The organism is Flavobacterium sp. (genome assembly GCF_041392085.1).
Lineage (GTDB): Bacteria > Bacteroidota > Bacteroidia > Flavobacteriales > Flavobacteriaceae > Flavobacterium.
Window position 1 is genome coordinate 109919 of record NZ_JAWKMW010000006.1, and the last position, 19366, is coordinate 129284.

Consider the following 19366-nt stretch of genomic DNA (forward strand, 5'->3'; position numbering starts at 1 on the left):
GACAACTGATAACAGACAACTGATTTGTACGCAATACTCGACATAGAGACCACCGGAGGTCAATACAACGAAGAAGGAATCACCGAAATCGCCATCTATAAATTTGATGGTCATGAAGTGGTGGATCAATTCATCAGTTTGGTTAATCCGGAAATTCCAATACAGCCTTTTGTAGTTAAATTAACCGGTATCAACAACGCTATGCTTCGTTCAGCACCTAAATTTTATGAAGTAGCCAAGCGTATTATTGAAATTACGGAAGATTGTATTGTAGTAGCTCATAATGCGTCTTTTGATTACAGAATTTTACAAACTGAATTCAAACGATTAGGTTTCAAATTCCAAAAGCCAACGTTATGCACGGTTGAATTATCTAAAAAATTATTACCGGGTCAAACTTCATACAGTCTGGGAAAATTAGTAAGAGCATTGGGAATTCCGATTGCTGACCGGCATAGGGCTAGTGGTGATGCGATGGCCACGGTGAAATTATTCAAGATGCTTTTGGCTAAAGATATTGAGAAAGAAATTTTAAAGAGTTCTGTCAAAACAGATATCAAATCGGGCATGTCTCCCAAACTATTGGATATAGTAGAAAGCCTTCCAACTAAAACCGGTATCTATTACATCCATAACGAAAAAGGTGATTTGATTTATATTGGAAAAAGTAAAAATATCAAAAAACGGGTCAATCAACATTTTACAGGAACCAATCGAAAAAGTAAAAAAATACAGCTGGAAGTTTACACGGTTACGCATGAAGAAACCGGTAGTGAACTCATTGCCCTTTTAAAAGAAAGTGAAGAAATCAAAATCAATAAACCTATTTACAATCGGGCTCAACGAAAAACGCTATTTCAATGGGCTTTATATCCTGTAAAAAACGAAAAAGGATACATTAGCCTCTCCCTTCAAAAAACGGATGGTCGAAAAAAAGAAATAACCTCCTTCTCCTCTATTCAAGAAGGAAAAAATGCGTTATATAAAATGACAGACCAATACCAACTGTGTCAGAAGATAAATGGGTTGTATGAAACACAAAGTTCGTGTTTTAAGTATAAAATAAAAGAGTGTGATGGAGCTTGTATAGGTGAAGTAAGTCCTGAAGAATATAACGAAAGAGTGCAAGAATGTATAAAAAGTAATCAATTTGAAAGTCAAAACAGAATCATTATCGATCGTGGGAGAAGCTTAGAAGAACGCTCGGCAGTGTTGATAGAAAACGGAATTTATAAAGGCTACTGTTTTTTTGATTTAAACTATCAAATTACAAATGTTGACGTTTTAAGAAACATTATCATACCAATGCAAAACAATAGAGATACCAAAAATATCATCAATGGGTATTTGCGAAAGCATAAAGTCATGAAAATTATTCCGTTTTAATTTAGTTAACTTTGACTAAATTTGTACAACATGAGAAGTATTAAATCTAAATTTGAAGTTTTCAGGCAAAAAACGCATATCATAATTTATGGTACAAATACTGTTGCTGGAAGATTGTTTGATTTAATTTTATTGGGATTAATTTTACTCAGTGTACTTATCGTAATGATGGAAACGGTAAAAGGTTTTGACCAAAAATACCATGACGAGTTGGTGTTTTGTGAATGGATTATTACCATTTTCTTTACCATCGAATATCTTTTGAGAATTATCTCAATTAATAAACCCTTTAGATACATATTTAGCTTTTATGGGATAATCGACTTAATTGCCACTTTACCAATGTATCTTTCCCTTTTTTTTGCCGGCACAAGCGTTCTGACAACGATTAGGGCTTTGCGTCTTTTGAGATTGTTTAAAATTCTGAATCACCCCCAATTTTCAAGTCAGTCTATACATTTAAAAGAATCCATATTAGCCAGTAGAGGAAGAATTTTAGTGTTTATGTATTTTGTTTTAATCAGTTGTGTAATAATTGGTTCCGTGATGTATGTGGTTGAGGGTGCAGAAGCCGGTTTTACCAGCATTCCCACTAGTATCTATTGGTGTATTGTTACACTAACAACTGTGGGATATGGAGATATTTCGCCTATCACCCCATTAGGTCAATTCATTGCATCGTTTGTGATGATTTTAGGATATGGAATTATTGCTGTTCCAACCGGAATTATAACAGCCGAGATTGCAAAAAACACCTTACTTAAAAAATCATTCAAAAAACATTGTTACAGTTGTGGATCTGAAGACCACTTAGATAATGCAAAATTTTGTCAAAATTGCGGAAGTATTTTAGATGAATAATCAATTTCTGATAACAATTATTGGTCCAACGGCTATTGGCAAAACCGCATTGAGCATTGCTTTGGCTCAACATTTTGGTTGTGCTATCATTTCGTGTGATAGTCGGCAATTTTTTAAAGAAATGGAAATTGGTACAGCAGTTCCGAATGAAGTGGAGTTGAATGCAGCTTTGCATCATTTTGTTCAGCACAAATCGATTTTTGAGCCGTATAATGTTGGTGATTTTGAACGGGAAGCACTTTTAAAATTGGATGAATTATTTGAAAAAAATAAAATTCAAATTATGGTGGGTGGTTCCGGTTTATATGTGGATGCTATTTTGAAAGGATTTGATTATTTTCCGGATATTCAACCTTCCATTCGTAAAGAAATTAAAACCGAATATGAATCAAAAGGTTTAGATTATTTACAAGAAAAATTAAAAGAATTAGATCCTGTTTATTTTGAAAAAATAAGTAGCGAAAATCCGCAAACGCTGCAAAACCCGCAACGCATGATGCGATTTGTAGAAGTTTGTTTGGGTTCCGGAAAACCGTATTCTTCTTTTTTAAATCAGAAAAAAAATAAGCGAAATTTCACTCCGATTGTTATTGGGTTAGAATCAGATAGAGAAATAATGTATAACCGAATTAACCAAAGAGTTGATTTAATGATGCAAGATGGTTTATTGGAAGAAGCCAAAAAACTATATCCAAATAAACACCTGAATGCATTGCAAACTGTTGGTTACAGAGAATTATTTGATTATTTTGATGAAAAAACAACATTAGATTTTGCAGTGGAAGAAATCAAAAAAAATACGCGTCGTTTTGCCAAACGACAATTAACGTGGTTTAAACGAACTGAAAATGTAAATTGGTTTAATTTTCAAACTAATGTAAATGAGATTATTACTTTAATAGAATCCAAAACATAATAATAATGTCCATTTCACCCCATTTTACCGCTGAATTTTCCAAAGATTGGGAAATTAATTTTATACAGTGTTACCCTAACGGACAATTAAAACACACTGAATTGTGTAATATTTTACAACTTACTGCCGGTTTACATGCTGAGTTGGGTGGATTGAGTTTTAGTGATATGCAAGTCTTTCATCAGGCTTGGGTGTTGAGTAGAATGCGTGTTGAAATAAGCAATTTACCTAAATGGCGTGATGTGGTTACCGTTAAAACGTGGATTGTAGAAATGAAAGATTCTCGTTCGGTTAGGGCTTTGGAATTGTATTTGGGTGACAAAAAATTGGCAGGAGCTCTTACCTATTGGGTGGTCATTAATACTGAATTACGCAAACCGGAAGCATTGGCTTTACCTTTTGGACATTTTACTTTATACCCTGAAAGATTGCCTACTGCTAAATCCTTTGAGAAAATAGAGCTGAATGTTACCCTTGAATTTTTAAAACATAAAACCATATTACTATCTGATTTGGATATTGTGAATCATGCCAACAATGTGAAATATTTAGAATGGTGTTTGGATTGTTTGAATGCCAATGTGATATTGAAACATCAAATTCAGGCTTTTGATATGAATTTTTTAAGGGAGCTGCATTGGAATGACGAAGTAAAAATAGAAGCTTTATCGGAAGAGAATCCGGAATTGATGACAGTGACTAAAAACGGAAAAACAAGTTTTGCTCTAAAAGTAGAATATCGCAAATAGTGAACAACCGTTAATAAAAAAGCTCTCAAAATTGAGAGCTTTTTTTAACATTATTCAACTTTATTTTTGATAACCAAACGGAAACCTTCACCATGAATGTTCAAAATTTCAACATCTTCGTCCGGTTTAAGATACTTTCTTAATTTGGCAATATAAACGTCCATACTTCTGGAAGTAAAATAGTTATCGTCTCTCCAAATTTTAGTTAAGGCTAATTCACGTGGCATTAAATCATTTTCATGAAGGGCTAACATTTTCAATAACTCGTTTTCTTTAGGTGACAATTTGATTGGTTCATCATTTTGATACGTTAGAAAACGTAATTTAGAATTCAAATGAAATTTTCCGATTTGGAATTCAAATTTCAAGTTGTCAGTTTTATTTTCGGATTGTTTGCGTTGCATAATGGCTTTGATTTTCATCAACAACACTTCAGAATCAAAAGGTTTGTTCAGATAATCATCTGCTCCCACTTTATATCCTTTTAATACGTCCTCTTTCATTGACTTGGCGGTCAAGAAAATTAACGGGACTTCTTTATTTTTTTCGCGAATTTCTTTGGCTAAAGTATAACCATCTTTATAAGGCATCATTACATCCAAAATACACAAATCATAGGTGTCTTTTTTGAATTTTTCGAATCCTTCCATTCCATTTTTGGCTAAAACGACTTCAAAATCATTTAGCATAAGGTAATCTTTTAGTATCGCACCAAAATTTGGGTCATCTTCTACTAAAAGAATTTTTTTGTTTTCTGCTTCCATAGGTTAATTTTTATTAGTGGTATTTAATTTATTAATGGTAATTTGATACTAAATGTACTTCCTTTTCCTTTTTCACTTTCAACGGTTATTTGACCGTTATGCTCTTCTACAATTCGTTTCACATAGGCCAAACCTAAACCATGTCCTTTTACATTATGAATATCTCCGGTGTGTTCTCTATAAAACTTTTCAAAAATTCTTTTTTGAGCTACTTTGCTCATCCCGGCTCCATAATCTTTTACTTTTATAATTAGAAAATCTTTAATGTTTTCTGTAAAAATTTCTATAATTGGCTTATCCGGAGAATATTTAATGGCATTGTCCAAAATATTCACTATCACATTGGTAAAATGAACCTCATTCAATAAAACCGTTGTTCTGTTAGCATCAAAATGCTTTGTAATTTTTCCTTCTCTATCTTCAATAATCAAACTTACATGGTCTACGGCATCATTAATTATTGTATTAATATCTAAAGGCTCTTTGTTAATTTCCAGTTCTTTTTTTTCAAGTTTAGAAATGCGTAAAACATTTTCAACTTGTGCATGCATTCGCTTATTTTCATCACGAATCATCTGAAGGTATCGATGTACTTTTTCTTTATCTTCAATTACTTTCGGGTTTTTAATTGCATCCAAAGCTAAATTAATAGTAGCAATTGGAGTCTTGAACTCATGTGTCATGTTATTAATGAAATCTGTTTTTATTTCAGAAATCTGACGCTGTTTGAACAATTGGTTTAACGCATTGGAATAAGCAATAATAATAATCAACGTAAAAATCAAGGATAAGATTGCAATTCCGATTAAATCAGAAAAAATAAACTTCTTTTTTTCCGGAAAACTCACCAATAACTGGTATTTACTCATCCCTTCATTGTCGGTAAAAATAGGAATACTGTACGTATCGTTTTTATTGAATTTAAAATTATCCGATTTTACTTTTGTGGCCAAACCATTACTGTAAATTCCAAATTCGAAAGAAGTGTTTACCCCATATTCTTTTAATTCTCTTTGCAAAAGTTCTTTTAATTTTTCTTTTGAAATTCTTCGCTGAATAGGATATGTCAAGGCTATATCATTGAAAGACATATCATAAAGTAACTTATCTAAAATAGCCAAATTTCCTGATTTTTCAATTTTTAAGTCAGGAGTAGATGTATTCTGCAAATTAAATTTATCGATACCATTATGGTAAATTTCAGTTTTTCGTTTTGAAGAAAAGCTTTTAATTTTTAAACTATCTTTATTTTTATCAAAGAACGAAGATGAAATAGTAAAATCTTGAGAATTAATACTATTTGAATAAATTATTGTTTCGTTTGTTTGAGAATTTCGCTCATAGTAGCCAAATTCTAAAAAATCAGTATTTTCAACCTTTTCAGCTCCGGTACTGTCCTTAAATTGATTAATCTTATCAACAAAAGCTAATATTTCTTGATTTTTTATATCTTCCGAAACATTCCCTAAAACCTGTTTTACATGAAACTTGAATTGCTCTTGGTTATTTTCTAATGAAGAATTGAACCAATATACCTGTACAAAAATTATTCCAACGAGCGATAAACTCATTAAGATAACAAGCAATCTAAACAATACCTTATTCATCAACGCAAAATTAAGATTTTAACATTTGTTTTGTTAATAGATTAACCAAACATTAACATCAAAGTCGTTTATTAAACTTTATTCAATTTTTTAAAGATATTTTCAACTTGAATCTTAGTTTGTTCTAAATCAATATTTTCAATCACAAAATCACTTAATTCAATTTTCTTTTCATCAGTCCATTGGTTGTTCATTCTTTGTTGAACACTTATTTCATCTACTTTATCTCTACGTATAACACGTTCTAATCGTATAATTTTTGGAGCTACAACAGTAATTATTTTATCACATTGTTTATAACCTCCTGTTTCAAATAATATTGCAGCTTCTTTCATTACAAATGGAGCTGTTTCATTTAATTTCAACCATTCTTTAAAATTTTTTTGTACTGCAGGATGAATAATTTTATTGAGTATTTCCAATTTATCAGGTTTGTTAAAGACAATTTGAGCCAATTTAACCCTGTCTACACTTTTATTTGAAATAACCTCCCCGCCAAAAGCATTTTTTATTTGCTTAATTATCATTTGAGATTCCATTACTTTTTTTGCCTTATCATCTGCAATATATACCGGAACACCCTTCTCCATAAACATCTTGGCTACGGTTGTTTTTCCGCTACCTATGCCACCTGTTAATCCTATAATTTTAGTCATTGATTGATTTATTAAAAAAAAGTTCCGGAAATACTTCTTTAGGATTTTTATTCATCAATTGAATAAGTATGAATGATTGTAAAAAACCAAAACCATATCCATAAAACTGGATAATAACTGCGATGACTGATAAACTCCCTATTGATATGCTTTTGTATGAATAAGTTGCTATACAAAACAATAACAGAAAATATAACCCATATAGTGCCAATGGAAAAAACAAGCCTAAAAATAACACCAAAGCCACTGCAATAAAGAGACCTATAATAAATAACGTAGGGAAAAAAAAGGTTGGTTTGTTGTATTCAGGATACCAAGTATTTAAGATAGGCCTAGCTTTTCCAAACTTATACACTTGATGATAAAACTTAGACCAATCAATTCTTCTTTTGTGATATACATAAGCAGTTGAAATCAACTGGGTTTCAAAATTCAACATCCATAAACGGATTGACAAATCCGGGTCTTCTCCAGGATGAATATTTCCAAATCCCGCTGAGGCAAGAAATGCATTTTTTGAAATTCCCATATTAAAACTTCTCGGTTGAAATTTATCAATTTTTTCAGATGCTCCACGAATTCCTCCAGTGGTCAAAAATGAAGTCATACTAAAATTAATTGCTTTTTGAATATCTGAAAAGGAATCTAAAGCTTTATCTGGGCCACCAAAACAGTCTGTAAATTTCTTCTTCAAAGCTAAATCCACTTCTGAAAGATAGTGTTTAGGAATTATGCAATCAGAATCAAAAATGATAAAATAATCTCCGTTTGCATTATTCATTCCGTAATTTCTGGAATCTCCCGGACCAGAATTTTGTTTAAAAAAATAATTTATGTTTAATCGGTTGGAATATTTTTCAACTACACTTTTACAATCTATACTTGAACCATCTTCTACAATGACCACTTCAAATGGAGATTTGTAATCCTGCTTTACAAGACTTTCCAAAAGTTCGTCAATCTCATCAGGACGGTTGTAAACAGGAATGATAATTGAAAAATACATACCAAAATTTTAACAAATATACACTATAAAAAACAAAAGCCATGCTAGATGCATGGCTTTTGAAAATCTATTAAATTACTTTCTATTGCTTCACAATTTTGATTGTTTTTTCAAGATTATCTTCGGTTGTAATTCTAACTAAATAAGTTCCTGCTGATAACGTTGACAAATCTAATTGACTTTCGTTGGCGTTTATTGATTTGGAGATTAATTCTTGACCTAAAAGATTAACTACATACACTTTTGAAATCGAAGTTTCATATGAAATAGTTAATATATCTTTTACTGGGTTAGGATAAAACTTAAAGTTACTATTATCAAATGATACAGTGCTTAAAGTTTCACCACAGATAACTGAACGAGTTCTATCTAAATTTTCTGTTTCACATTGATCATTTAAATGTATGTAAAATCTAACAACACCTGTTACATCAGAAGTCCATATTAAAGGTGTAGTTCCATAACTGATAGGAGTAGTACCATCTTCTGAACCAATAGTAATAAAATCAGTAGCAACAGAGCTGTTGAAGGAATAAGTCTGACCGGAAATTACACTAATATTAGCGTATTCACCTGCCCAAGCATTGTCAACGATTGCGTTTTCAGTTACACCATCACAAACATCAGGCGTTAAAGTGTCTTCAGGAAATAACCCTCCATTTAAACAAAATCCTGGTGAAGGTACAGTTGTGAATGACCAAACTGAACAACCAGTTGCTTCACCTCCCGAATTGATAGGCACGATCATCCAATAAAAAGTTGTATCATAACCATCTAAATCAATATCAACAGTAGTGTCAGTAAAATTACCAACAAAATTAGTAACATCATCTGGAGTTAATCCATAGTACATATCATATGAAGTTGCTGCTCCTCCTGTAGTAGCTGGTTCCCAAGAAAAAGGAACAGTTCCTACCGCTACATCAGTAGCACCATCAGCAGGAGAAATAACTGTTGCACAATCAGGCAAAATACTTAGCGTTGTAAACACATAAGGTCCTGACCATAAACTATAACCATCTCCTTCACAATTTGCTCTTACATAAAACTCATAAGCTGTGTCTGGGGATAAACCATCTACTTCTAGAGGACTTACCGAATTAGGATGAGAAGGTTCACCACTTGGCAAACCGCCTCCGGTTTCTACCACATGAACATCCCATGATGTTTCTGCACAACCTATTACCCAACTCAAATTAGCTAAAGACGAAGTAATATCTGATGCTGTCAAATTACTTGGTTGAGGACAAGCTACTGCTGCTGTAATGGTTACATCATAATCTTCGGTTTCACCCCAACCATAAGAGATACATGGATCAATTGTATTTCCTGCAGTATTCCAAACATCTCTTACTCTCATTCTGTGTGTACCAAGTGGTGGATTACAAGCAAGAGTAATTGTAAAAGTTGCAGAGCCATCTCCATCAATTGAAGTTGTTGTAAATCCAACTCTTTCATTTATTTCAAAAAGGCCATTATCATTATAATCTATCCAAACTGCTACATTTTGACCACCGAACGAACCAACAGTAACATTTACATTATAACTGTTTCCTGCTTGTAACTCTGCAGTATAATTAGGCTGACCAAAAAAGTAACTGTAAGAAGATCCGCCTGGAACTGCACCGGTATTATTGGATAAAGTCGTACCCTCAATTTCAATGTTAGAAATTAAATCGCCATCCACAGTTCCATCAGTATAAATTGGTGTACAATAACATTGATTTCCGGGATTTAATCCCACCATAATTGGTGTGCTTATTTGAGTTGATGCAGAAGGAACACAAGTTACAACACATTGATAATAAGAAGCCTCATTTTGACTTGTAGTAAGTGTTGAATTAGTTTCACCATCAATATCTGAATAATCTACTCCATTTGTTGATACTTGCCATTGATATGTAATGCCAGCAGCAGCAACATTATTTTGTAAACTTAAATCAAAAGAAATTCCAGCACAAACAGATGCGTCAGACGAAACTGTATCTCCCGGCGTAGGAGTTCCGGCACAATCAGAAGAAGCAGTTACATTCAATGTATAGTCTTCAACTTGACCATAAGCAGTTCCTAAACAAGGATTAGTATAATCAACTTCAGCAAAAATTTTCTTTACTCTCATTCGAGTGGTACCACCCAAAGCTGTAACAGGTACAGCTAATGATTGTGTGGCTTCGATTGCATCTAATCCTGTTGAGTTTGTTATGGTTTGTGTAATTTGATACGCTTCATTTTCATCTGCAAAATCATTATCTTGATTCCAATCAACAAAAACCATAAATCGATTTACGTAATTTCCGTCTGTATTTCCTTTTAAAGTAACAGTGTAAGAAGCTCCTGCAGTAACCGAACCGGAAACACCGGTATAATCTTCATGAGCAGTTGCTCCCGCAACAACATTACTGGAAGAATTGTTAATACCTGCAAAATTCACTAACGTAATGGGTTCCACCGCATTAGTAAAGGTAATTGGTCCGCAATAAGGAGCTGGAAATTGAGCAAAAGCACTCACTCCTATCAACATGAACAAATAAGTAATTTTTTTCATTTTTTGTTATTTATTAATTAAGCCATAAAATTATAAAAAAAAACACCTACAAAAAAATTTACAGGTGTTTTTAGATTGTTAAAAAATGGTTTATTCTTGGGTGAAATATTCCATCACATCTTGGCTAACTCCCATATTTGAAAAGCCTCCGTCATTATATAAATTTTGTAATGTTACCCTTTTTGTTAAATCAGAAAACATAGCTACAGTATAATTTGCACAATCTAAAGCAGTTGCATTTCCAAGTGGAGACATTTTGTCTGCATAAGTAATAAATCCGTCAAAACCTTTCACGCCCTGGCCAGCTGTTGTTGGAGTTGGAGATTGCGATATTGTATTAACCCTTACTTTTTTATCTTTACCAAAGAAATAACCAAAACTTCTGGCAATAGATTCTAAATAGGCTTTATTATCAGCCATATCATTATAATCAGGAAACACACGCTGAGCAGCCATATACGTCAAAGCTACAACACTACCCCACTCGTTCATGGCATCTTTTTGATATAATACCTGCATTACTTTGTGAAAAGAAACTGCAGAAACATCCCATCCTTTATGGGTAAAATCATAATTTTGGTTGGTATAGTGATTTCCTTTTCTCACATTAACAGACATTCCGATGGAATGAAGCACAAAATCTAATTTTCCGCCAAGGATTTCTGTCGCTTTTTCTACTAAATTTTCTAAATCGGCTATTGAAGTGGCATCAGCGGGTATTATTTGAGAACCGGTTTTTTCTGCTAATTGATTAATGGTTCCCATTCGCATAGCAATTGGGGCGTTGGTCAATACAAATGTTCCTCCTTCTTCGTGCACACGCTCTGCAGTTTTCCAAGCAATTGAATTTTCGTCTAAAGCTCCAAAAATGATTCCTCTTTTTCCTTTTAATAAATTATACATATTGGTATTATTTTAGTTTGTAGATCGTTCAAATATACTTCTTTTTTTAGTTCAATAAAGCTTTTGCATGATTTAAAGCCGAATCTGATACATTGGTACCGGAAAGCATTTGTGCTATTTCAATTACTCTGTCTTCTTTGCTTAATAATTTTATTTCAGAATTGGTTTGATTCCCTTCATCGGACTTAAAAACTTTGTAATGTAATTTACCTTTGGCGGCAATTTGAGGCAAATGCGTGATGGCAAATATCTGCATTTTAGAACTCATTTCTTTCATAATATCACCCATTTTATTGGCTATTTCACCTGAAACACCTGTATCAATTTCATCAAAAATGAGTGTTGGTAAATTAGAATAATCGGCTAAAATAGCTTTCACTGCCAACATAATTCTTGACATTTCTCCACCGGATGCTACTTTTTTTAATACTCCAAAATCAGAACCTTTATTCGTTGCAATTAAAAATTGAAGCCTATCTTTTCCATTATTATAAAAAGTATCAGAAAAATGAACCTCGATTTTAAATTGTACGTTTGGCATTCCAAGTTGACTTAAACTTTCTACTAATTTATTACTTAAAACAGGTAGTGATTCACTTCTTTTAGAATGGATTATTTTAGCTAAATCATTCAATTCAGCTTCTGTTAATTTCAATTGATTTTGTATTAATGTAATTTCATTTTCCAGTGAAGTAACCGAAAAAACCTTTCCTTCCAAATCATTTTGAATTTGTAATAATTCTTCAACAGAATTTACTTGATGTTTTTTCTGTAAACTGTAAATGACTTGCAATTTTTGATTGACTAAAATGAGTTGATCAGGATCATTAATTACTGATTCAGTAAAGTGATTTAACTCGTTCACGATATCTTTTAACTCGATAGAAAGACTTTCAACACGCTCAAAAAGTTGAGCGTAATCTTTTGAAAATGAACTAATTTTTTGAATTGCGGTTTTAAATTCTTTTACAGTAAGCAATAAACCAAATTGTTCGCTATTTGCCAAAGCAATACCTTTTTCAAGCTGTTCTTTGATTAATTCAACATTACTTAATTGCTCCAATTTAGCTTCTAATTCTTCCTGTTCTCCTTCAATTATTTTCGCTTCAATTAATTCATTGTATAAAAATGAATTATAATCTTGTTCTTTTAAAGCATTGGCTAAAAAATGTTTTTTTTCTTCTAATTGAACTTTTTGTTTTTTAAAAACTTTTAACTTTCTTTCATAATCATCCAACAATAATTGATTAGATGAAATAGCATCAATTATTTGAAACTGATACAACTCATCTGTTAATTCACGTGTTTCATATTGGGAATGAATATCGAGTAACAACTCTCCTAATTCAGCCAAAATTGTTAAATTAACCGGACTATCGTTGATAAAAGCTCTTGATTTTCCGGATGGTAAAATTTCTCTACGAATAATAGTTCGATCATCATAATCCAAATCATTTACTTCAAAAAAATCATTTAAATTATAATTAGAAATTGAGAAATGAGCTTCAATTACACATTTTTCTTCTTTGTTTTTCAGCGAAGTTAAATCGGCTCGTTTACCTAAAACCAAACCCAAGGCTCCTAATAGAATGGATTTTCCGGCTCCAGTTTCACCTGTTATAATAGAAAAACCATTAGAAAAATCAATCGCTAATTTTTCAATTAAGGCATAATTCTTTATAGATAACGAAGTTAGCATTTCTTGTTGTAAAAACTAATACACAAGCAATGTACTCAATTTATTGTTAGATTTAAAAAGGAAAGAAAAGATAATATTGACAAAGTTATCAAAATTTTATTTTAGACCAATTGGATGCGTTCAAAGGAGAAACACGATTCAAATTATCAACTAAATCGGCATTATCAATTTTTGGCCCTCCTGTGAATATAGATAGAATTTCATCTGCTTTAGTATCAAAAAAAACTCTTGTTAAATAGGCATTGGGTCGGACAGCATTAATTTTTGATAGCGTTAATATTGCATTTTTCACTCCCTCTTTTCCTTTGGTTAAATCATCAGCCATTACATCTAAGCCCTTGGTATGGTAATCGTAAAAACCCAATCGAATTGGGTCGAATGTACTTGATAACAAATCGTTTACCAAGAAAAATCTGTTTTGCAATCCGTCTGATTGCGACCATCCTTTTCCTCCCGATTGTGATACGCTAACAATATTTTGTGCAATTTCTAAATATTCATTTCCTCCTTGATTTTCAAAAGAATCGGCATCCATTGCTAAAATCATGTAAGCATAAAAAGCAACTACTGAAACCAAATTGGAATCAAAACTATTGGGATTAAAAAAAAGATTTTCAAATTCTACATAACGAAAAGTAAAATCTTTATCATTAATGTTCAAAATTGGTGTACTGTAAGTTGAATTATAAACAGGTCTCGAAGCTTGAACTTGAATAGACGCAGTAAAAACATTATTGGCAAATTCAGAAACATTAATAAACATCGAACAATCAATTCGTTCGTTGCTGCTAAAGTCTTTTGAACTCCACTTTGTTTTGTTTACAAACTCATTTAACGATGTCTCAAGCGTTTTAAAAATCTGTTGATTTGTAGCCGTTACTCTTTCTGAGTTTACTTTTACACTACAATTTAATTCTTGTGCATTGGTAACATGCAACGTTACCAAAAAAATAAAAAAGACTAATTTACGCATGATAATGTTGTATTATTTTATTCACTATATCCATTGCTACTTCTTCTTTTGATTTAAGTGGCATGGGCTCTATTTGAAATGCATAATCAATAAAAGTAATCTTGTTTGTCGCTTTGCCAAAACCAGCCCCTTCATCATTTAGCGAATTTAAAACAATCAAATCTAAGTTTTTTTTCCGGATTTTCAATTTCGCATGCTCAATTTCATTCTCTGTTTCCAGAGCGAATCCAACAATGAACTGATGTTTTTTAATAGCTCCCAACGAAGCCAAAATATCTTTTGTTTTTTCCAACTCGATGGAAAAAGCACTATCAGTTTTTTTTATTTTTTGACTCGCTACCGCTTTAGGTCTGTAATCTGCAACGGCTGCCGCAGCAACAACTGCATCAACATTATCGAAAAATAAATGACACTGTACATACATTTCTTCAGCAGATTGTACCCGAATTAATTTTATTCTTTCATTGTTCACATTCAAATGACTTGGTCCGGATATTAAAATAACATCAGCTCCCAATTGAGATGCTTCGGTTGCAATATCAAAACCCATTTTTCCAGAGGAATGATTACCTATAAAACGTACAGGATCTATTGCTTCGTATGTAGGTCCGGCTGTAATGAGTATTTTTTTTCCTTTTAATGGCAATTTTTGAGAAATATCATTTTCTAAAAAAGAAATAATATGCTCAGGTTCAGCCATTCGTCCTTCACCAGAAAGACCACTAGCTAATTCACCGGATTCGGCCGGAATCATACAATTTCCAAAAAGTTGTAATTTATGAAAATTATCTATCGAAGTGGGATGCTTATACATATCCAAATCCATTGCAGGTGCAAAATAAACCGGACATTTAGCTGATAAATATGTCGCCATAAGCAAGTTATCACAATTACCATTAGCCATTTTGGCAATAGTATTTGCTGTTGCAGGAGCAATAACCATTAAATCGGCCCAAAGAGCTAATTCAACATGGTTATTCCATACAGAATTTTCATCTTCATCGTTATAAAACTCTGAAAAAACCGGATTCTTTGAAAGGGTTGATAATGTTAGAGGTGTAACAAAGTCTTTTGAAGCAGGTGTCATAATTACTTGTACCTGAGCACCTGCTTTTATAAAAAGTCTAACCAACGAAGCAGTTTTATAGGCAGCAATTCCACCGGTGATGCCCAGTAGTATTTTTTTCCCTTTTAAAACTGACATTTGGATTTTTATTTGGTTGTATCTCTGTGATAAATTTTTCCTTCTAACCACTCTTGTACAGCTAACGCATGTGGTTTAGGTAATTTTTCATAAAATTTTGAAACTTCAATTTGTTCTTTATTTTCAAAAATTTCTTCTAAACTATCATTGTAAGTTGCAAACTCTTCTAATTTTTCAATTAATTCTTTTTTTATTTCAGAATTTATTTGATTTGCTCTTTTGGCAATGATTGTAATTGCCTCATATACATTTCCTGTAGATTGCTCAATAGCTCTCTTATCATAAGTTATTGTATTAACAGGAGCTGTGGTCTTTTTTAAATCCATGACAAATAGTTATTATTTTGAATATTGTGCTAACATTTTAGTAACATCCTCTTTTATTTTATCGGCTTTTTCTTTGTACTTTGATTCCGGAAATTGCTTCAAAAACTTATCGTAATTTTCAAGTGTTTCTTCTAATCGCATTTTAACTTTATAGTCTACACTATTAACGGCATATTTATAACTTGCTTCTATCTTGTAAAAAAATGCATCTTCGCGGTAAGGTGTTCCAGGATAATCTGCAATAAAATTATCTAATGCAACTATTGGGGCTTTAAAATCTCTAATTGCTTCTGCAATTGTATGGTATTGTTTTGCTATTTCAAAAGCTTTGAACTCTAATTTTTCTCGTAAATCTTTTACAACCACATTTGCTTGAGTAATATATTGAGAATCTGGATAAACATCAATAAATGCTTGCATTTTCTCAATTGCTTTATCTGTATCTATTTGATCTAATGAATATCGTGGTGATAGTTTAGAGTAACAATAAGCTCCCAAAAAGGCAGCTTCTTCCACTTTTTCACTTTTCGGATAACCAGAAGCAAAGCTTTCAAATTGGTAGCCGGCTGTATAAAACTGTTCTGTTTTATATAAACTTTGGGCATACATATAAAACATTTTTTCTGCTTGAGGTTTGCCTCTATAAGACTGTGCTATTTGTTCAAACAATCGAATTGCTTTCTTGTATTTTTCTTTGTTGTATTTTTCTTCGGCTGCCGCATATTTCATTCCAATATCTTCACTTTTCAATGCTTTTTGATAGGGACTGCATGAACTGAGGATTACAGCTAGGAGAAAAACAAAATATAATTTATTCATTGGGTGAATTTTATATACAAATTTTCAAAAAAATACTAAGAAAATTAAGATTGCAAATGTAGTTAATAATTACAGACTACAAAACATTTTTTTCAGAGTATTATAAAGGTGGTAAAAAAACAAAAAGATGCGTAAAAAATCGCATCTTTTATATTTACATTAACATTGTTTTATTGCGTTGGAGGTGTGGGACTCACAAAGTTTTTCATTTCGTTGTCAAAAAGATATAACCCTCCTTTATCATCTCCAATTAAATTAATTTTATCTAAAATGTAACGTGCTGTAGCTTCTTCCTCAATTTGCTCAGCTACATACCATTGTAGGAAATTATGCGTAGCAAAATCACGCTCGTCAAGTGTAATTCCAACTAAATTATTAATACTTTCTGAAACTTTAATTTCATGTTCCAAAAGTTGTTTAAAAAGAGCTTTATAATTTGTTAAATCCAATTTAGGTTCCAATGTTGCTCCAACTTTAGCTTCTCCACCGCGTTGGTTTACATATTTGATTAATTTAAGCATGTGCATTCTTTCTTCGTCAGATTGATTGTACATAAAAGTTGAAATACCTTCAAAACCTTGTACTTCAGCCCAAGAGGCCATTGCTAAATATACTTGAGAGGAATCTCCTTCCATTTTAATTTGATTATTCAATGCTTGCAATACATTTGCTGATAACATAATTCTGTTTTTCTAATTAATAAATTCAGTGCTAATTTACGATTTTTTTTACGGCTAAACGAATTCTTTTTGCTAAGTCTTCGTTAACATTAACCAAAGGAAGTCTTAAAACATTTTCACACAAGCCTAAAACATGAAAAATTTCTTTTATACCAGCCGGATTTCCTTGTTCAAAAATCATATCAATTGCATCCGCTAATTGATAATGAATCCGATAAGCATCATCAACTCTTCGTTCTAAACCAAACCTAACCATAGTTGAAAACTGTTTTGGGAATCCTTCTCCAATAACAGAAATCACGCCCGCTCCACCTGCTAAAACCATCGGTAACGTAACCATATCATCACCCGAAATAACTAAAAAGCCTTGGGGTTTTTGTTGGATTATTTTCATGGCTTGTACAATATCACCGGCAGCTTCTTTAATTGCCACAATATTTTTAAAGTCATTTGCCAACCTCAAAACGGTGGAAGGTAATATATTACTGGCAGTTCTACCCGGCACATTGTATAAAATTATCGGAATTGGTGATGCTTGAGCAATCGCTTTAAAATGTTGATAAATACCTTCTTGAGTGGGTTTGTTATAATAAGGTGAAACCGAAAGTATGGCCACAAAATCAGCTAAATTTCTTGTTTTTAGTTCTTCTATAACCTGCAATGTGTTGTTGCCGCCAACACCTAACACTAATGGTAGTTTTTTATTGTTAGCCCTAACAACAGTTGTAATAACTAACTCTTTTTCTTTTGAAGTGAGCGTAGCAGTTTCAGCAGTTGTTCCCAAAACAACTAAATAATCAATTCCATTGTCGATTTGATAATGAACAATTTTTGTTAAAGCTTCCGTATCAACGGATAAATCTTTTTTGAAAGGAGTAATCAAAGCCACTCCTGTTCCAATGAGTGATTGCATAGCTATAGTTTGTTTAGTATTCGTAAGTATTTGAATAATTCATCTACAAAAACATTGTAATTCTGAATTTCTGTATCAATCATAAAATGATTTAATCGTTTGTCTGAAGAAACAAATCCCACTTTAAAATCTGCCTTTGACTTGTAAGTAACAATTTGTAAAGGTGTTTTCTTTTCGTCATAATAACTAATCAACAAATCGAATACACAGGATTTGAAATCTTTAACTTCTTTTTTTTCAATAGTCCCAAGCCAAGTTATATCTTTTTTGCTGTAATGAGGATATGTTATATTTTCCTTCTTTTTATACTTTGCTTTGTAGGCTAAAACGGATATGTTTTCCGGCTTAATTCCTTTTGCAATTAAATTTTGAATCAAAGCTTGTTTGTCGTTAAAAACCGTCTCATCAATTAAAACACCAACTGTTTGAATTGGATGATTAGAAACGGTAGAATTTACATTAATTGAACTTTTTTTTAATACTCTTTTAGCGGAAAAAGTTCTAAAATATTTTAAAAACATCGTACCTTTACTTGGTTTACAAATTTATAGAATTAAAGTCATTTTTTTGATGCTAAAACTAAAAAACTATATCATTAGAGTAATACATTTTGTGTTATTTATAACATTTCTACTATCCCTTTTCAGTTGTAAATCGAGTTATGAAATTGTAAAAATAGAAGGTAAACAATTAAGTATATCAGCAACCTCTGCAGCAGAAACTGAAATTGAAAACTTTATTAAACCCTATCGTGAACATATCAATAAAGATTTGGATAGTGTTTTAGCTTTTTGCCCAGAAACCTTAGACAAAAGTAAAGGAGAATGGCAAACCAACATTGGTAACTTTTTAGCTGACGTTTGTTTGAGTGAAAGCAATACAGTTTTTTCTACACGATACGGCAAAACAGTTGACATTTGTTTGTTGAATCACGGTGGAATTCGTTCTATCATTCCAAAGGGAAACGTAAGTACAAGAACTGCTTTTGAAGTAATGCCTTTTGAAAACAATATTGTAGTGGCTGCTTTAAAGGGAAGCCAAATCATGGAAATGATTCATTATTTAATAACTGAAAAGAAACCACATCCTTTAAGTGGAATACTTGTTACATTGGATTCAAATAAAAATGTAAAATCCGTTACTGTGAACGGACAAGAATTAAATTTTGAAAAAGTTTACTATGTTGCCACTTCAGATTACTTAGTTAATGGCGGCGACAATATGCTGTTTTTTCAAAAAAACATAAAACTCTTTGAGCTAGACTACAAGATAAGAACTCTTTTAATTGATTATTTTAAATCTGTCGACATCATTGAAGCTTCTACTCTACCAAGAATAATTGTTGAATAAAACAAGTAA

Annotated in this window: 19 protein-coding genes; 5 read left to right on the forward strand and 14 right to left on the reverse strand. The window is 32.1% G+C overall.

Features of this window, described 5'->3' with window-relative positions; translation table 11 throughout:
* Positions 1–24: 24 nt before the first annotated feature.
* Genes R2782_RS05305 through R2782_RS05320 form a run of 4 tightly spaced genes read left to right on the forward strand, consistent with a single transcriptional unit; the run spans position 25 to position 3912 of the window.
* Positions 25–1386: an exonuclease domain-containing protein gene (locus R2782_RS05305; protein ID WP_371267041.1), complete on the forward strand. Its 1362-nt coding sequence runs from the start codon at positions 25–27 to the stop codon at positions 1384–1386.
* Between the two features lie 30 nt (positions 1387–1416).
* The gene (locus R2782_RS05310) at positions 1417–2247 is read left to right on the forward strand and encodes an ion transporter (RefSeq protein WP_371267042.1); all 831 of its coding nucleotides are present in this window, start codon (positions 1417–1419) and stop codon (positions 2245–2247) included.
* Positions 2240–3163: a tRNA (adenosine(37)-N6)-dimethylallyltransferase MiaA gene (gene miaA, locus R2782_RS05315; RefSeq protein ID WP_371267043.1), complete on the forward strand. Its 924-nt coding sequence runs from the start codon at positions 2240–2242 to the stop codon at positions 3161–3163. Before R2782_RS05310 ends, miaA begins: the two co-directional genes overlap by 8 nt.
* 5 nt (positions 3164–3168) lie before the next feature.
* Positions 3169–3912, forward strand: a complete 744-nt coding sequence (locus tag R2782_RS05320; protein WP_371267044.1) for an acyl-[acyl-carrier-protein] thioesterase — start codon at positions 3169–3171, stop codon at positions 3910–3912.
* A 50-nt stretch (positions 3913–3962) separates the two neighbouring features.
* On the opposite strand, the gene R2782_RS05325 is transcribed toward R2782_RS05320, so the two are convergent.
* The 14 genes from R2782_RS05325 to R2782_RS05390 all read right to left on the reverse strand — a co-directional run bounded on the left by R2782_RS05325 (position 3963) and on the right by R2782_RS05390 (position 18528).
* Complete coding sequence (locus R2782_RS05325; RefSeq protein WP_371267045.1) at positions 3963–4676, reverse strand: response regulator transcription factor; 714 nt, start codon at positions 4674–4676, stop codon at positions 3963–3965.
* Between the two features lie 23 nt (positions 4677–4699).
* Entirely contained in the window at positions 4700–6283 is a 1584-nt protein-coding gene (locus tag R2782_RS05330) for a sensor histidine kinase (protein WP_371267046.1), read from the reverse strand.
* Positions 6284–6354: 71 nt separating this feature from the next.
* Positions 6355–6939, reverse strand: coding sequence for a dephospho-CoA kinase (gene coaE / locus R2782_RS05335; RefSeq protein ID WP_371267047.1), 585 nt, complete (start codon positions 6937–6939; stop codon positions 6355–6357).
* A complete protein-coding gene (locus tag R2782_RS05340; RefSeq protein ID WP_371267048.1) occupies positions 6932–7945 on the reverse strand; it encodes a glycosyltransferase family 2 protein in 1014 nt (337 codons plus the stop codon). The genes coaE and R2782_RS05340 overlap by 8 nt, the downstream gene beginning before the upstream one ends.
* Before the next feature lie 82 nt (positions 7946–8027).
* A complete protein-coding gene (locus tag R2782_RS05345; RefSeq protein WP_371267049.1) occupies positions 8028–10490 on the reverse strand; it encodes a GEVED domain-containing protein in 2463 nt (820 codons plus the stop codon).
* A gap of 90 nt (positions 10491–10580) precedes the next feature.
* Positions 10581–11393: an enoyl-ACP reductase gene (locus R2782_RS05350; RefSeq protein WP_371267050.1), complete on the reverse strand. Its 813-nt coding sequence runs from the start codon at positions 11391–11393 to the stop codon at positions 10581–10583.
* Positions 11394–11439: 46 nt separating this feature from the next.
* The gene (gene recN, locus R2782_RS05355; RefSeq protein WP_371267051.1) at positions 11440–13092 is read right to left on the reverse strand and encodes a DNA repair protein RecN; all 1653 of its coding nucleotides are present in this window, start codon (positions 13090–13092) and stop codon (positions 11440–11442) included.
* 88 nt (positions 13093–13180) lie between these two features.
* On the reverse strand, positions 13181–14065 hold the full coding sequence (locus tag R2782_RS05360; RefSeq protein WP_371267052.1) for a DUF4835 family protein: 885 nt from the start codon (positions 14063–14065) through the stop codon (positions 13181–13183).
* Positions 14058–15269 (reverse strand): bifunctional phosphopantothenoylcysteine decarboxylase/phosphopantothenate--cysteine ligase CoaBC, encoded by a 1212-nt coding sequence (gene coaBC, locus R2782_RS05365; protein WP_371267053.1) that lies wholly within the window; start codon positions 15267–15269, stop codon positions 14058–14060. The genes R2782_RS05360 and coaBC overlap by 8 nt, the downstream gene beginning before the upstream one ends.
* An 8-nt stretch (positions 15270–15277) precedes the next feature.
* Positions 15278–15595, reverse strand: coding sequence for a DNA-directed RNA polymerase subunit omega (locus R2782_RS05370; RefSeq protein WP_371267054.1), 318 nt, complete (start codon positions 15593–15595; stop codon positions 15278–15280).
* A gap of 12 nt (positions 15596–15607) precedes the next feature.
* Complete coding sequence (locus tag R2782_RS05375) at positions 15608–16414, reverse strand: outer membrane protein assembly factor BamD (protein WP_371267055.1); 807 nt, start codon at positions 16412–16414, stop codon at positions 15608–15610.
* Positions 16415–16584: 170 nt separating this feature from the next.
* On the reverse strand, positions 16585–17094 hold the full coding sequence (locus R2782_RS05380) for a ferritin (protein ID WP_371267056.1): 510 nt from the start codon (positions 17092–17094) through the stop codon (positions 16585–16587).
* Between the two features lie 31 nt (positions 17095–17125).
* Positions 17126–18007, reverse strand: coding sequence for a 4-hydroxy-tetrahydrodipicolinate synthase (gene dapA, locus R2782_RS05385; RefSeq protein ID WP_371267057.1), 882 nt, complete (start codon positions 18005–18007; stop codon positions 17126–17128).
* Between the two features lie 2 nt (positions 18008–18009).
* The gene (locus R2782_RS05390) at positions 18010–18528 is read right to left on the reverse strand and encodes a hypothetical protein (protein ID WP_371267058.1); all 519 of its coding nucleotides are present in this window, start codon (positions 18526–18528) and stop codon (positions 18010–18012) included.
* A gap of 49 nt (positions 18529–18577) precedes the next feature.
* Between R2782_RS05390 and R2782_RS05395 the strand changes: the two genes are divergently transcribed.
* Positions 18578–19357, forward strand: a complete 780-nt coding sequence (locus R2782_RS05395; protein WP_371267059.1) for a 5'-nucleotidase C-terminal domain-containing protein — start codon at positions 18578–18580, stop codon at positions 19355–19357.
* Positions 19358–19366 lie beyond the last annotated feature (9 nt).

Bases quoted from the DNA above. Each gene is read 5' to 3' on its own strand.
- R2782_RS05310 (WP_371267042.1), top strand. From the start codon at position 1,417: ATGAGAAGTATTAAATCTAAATTTGAAGTTTTCAGGCAAAAAACGCAT.
- miaA (WP_371267043.1), top strand. From the start codon at position 2,240: ATGAATAATCAATTTCTGATAACAATTATTGGTCCAACGGCTATTGGC.
- R2782_RS05320 (WP_371267044.1), top strand. From the start codon at position 3,169: ATGTCCATTTCACCCCATTTTACCGCTGAATTTTCCAAAGATTGGGAA.
- R2782_RS05325 (WP_371267045.1), bottom strand. From the start codon at position 4,676: ATGGAAGCAGAAAACAAAAAAATTCTTTTAGTAGAAGATGACCCAAAT.
- R2782_RS05330 (WP_371267046.1), bottom strand. From the start codon at position 6,283: ATGAATAAGGTATTGTTTAGATTGCTTGTTATCTTAATGAGTTTATCG.
- coaE (WP_371267047.1), bottom strand. From the start codon at position 6,939: ATGACTAAAATTATAGGATTAACAGGTGGCATAGGTAGCGGAAAAACA.
- R2782_RS05340 (WP_371267048.1), bottom strand. From the start codon at position 7,945: ATGTATTTTTCAATTATCATTCCTGTTTACAACCGTCCTGATGAGATT.
- R2782_RS05345 (WP_371267049.1), bottom strand. From the start codon at position 10,490: ATGAAAAAAATTACTTATTTGTTCATGTTGATAGGAGTGAGTGCTTTT.
- R2782_RS05350 (WP_371267050.1), bottom strand. From the start codon at position 11,393: ATGTATAATTTATTAAAAGGAAAAAGAGGAATCATTTTTGGAGCTTTA.
- recN (WP_371267051.1), bottom strand. From the start codon at position 13,092: ATGCTAACTTCGTTATCTATAAAGAATTATGCCTTAATTGAAAAATTA.
- R2782_RS05360 (WP_371267052.1), bottom strand. From the start codon at position 14,065: ATGCGTAAATTAGTCTTTTTTATTTTTTTGGTAACGTTGCATGTTACC.
- coaBC (WP_371267053.1), bottom strand. From the start codon at position 15,269: ATGTCAGTTTTAAAAGGGAAAAAAATACTACTGGGCATCACCGGTGGA.
- R2782_RS05370 (WP_371267054.1), bottom strand. From the start codon at position 15,595: ATGGATTTAAAAAAGACCACAGCTCCTGTTAATACAATAACTTATGAT.
- R2782_RS05375 (WP_371267055.1), bottom strand. From the start codon at position 16,414: ATGAATAAATTATATTTTGTTTTTCTCCTAGCTGTAATCCTCAGTTCA.
- R2782_RS05380 (WP_371267056.1), bottom strand. From the start codon at position 17,094: ATGTTATCAGCAAATGTATTGCAAGCATTGAATAATCAAATTAAAATG.
- dapA (WP_371267057.1), bottom strand. From the start codon at position 18,007: ATGCAATCACTCATTGGAACAGGAGTGGCTTTGATTACTCCTTTCAAA.
- R2782_RS05390 (WP_371267058.1), bottom strand. From the start codon at position 18,528: ATGTTTTTAAAATATTTTAGAACTTTTTCCGCTAAAAGAGTATTAAAA.
- R2782_RS05395 (WP_371267059.1), top strand. From the start codon at position 18,578: ATGCTAAAACTAAAAAACTATATCATTAGAGTAATACATTTTGTGTTA.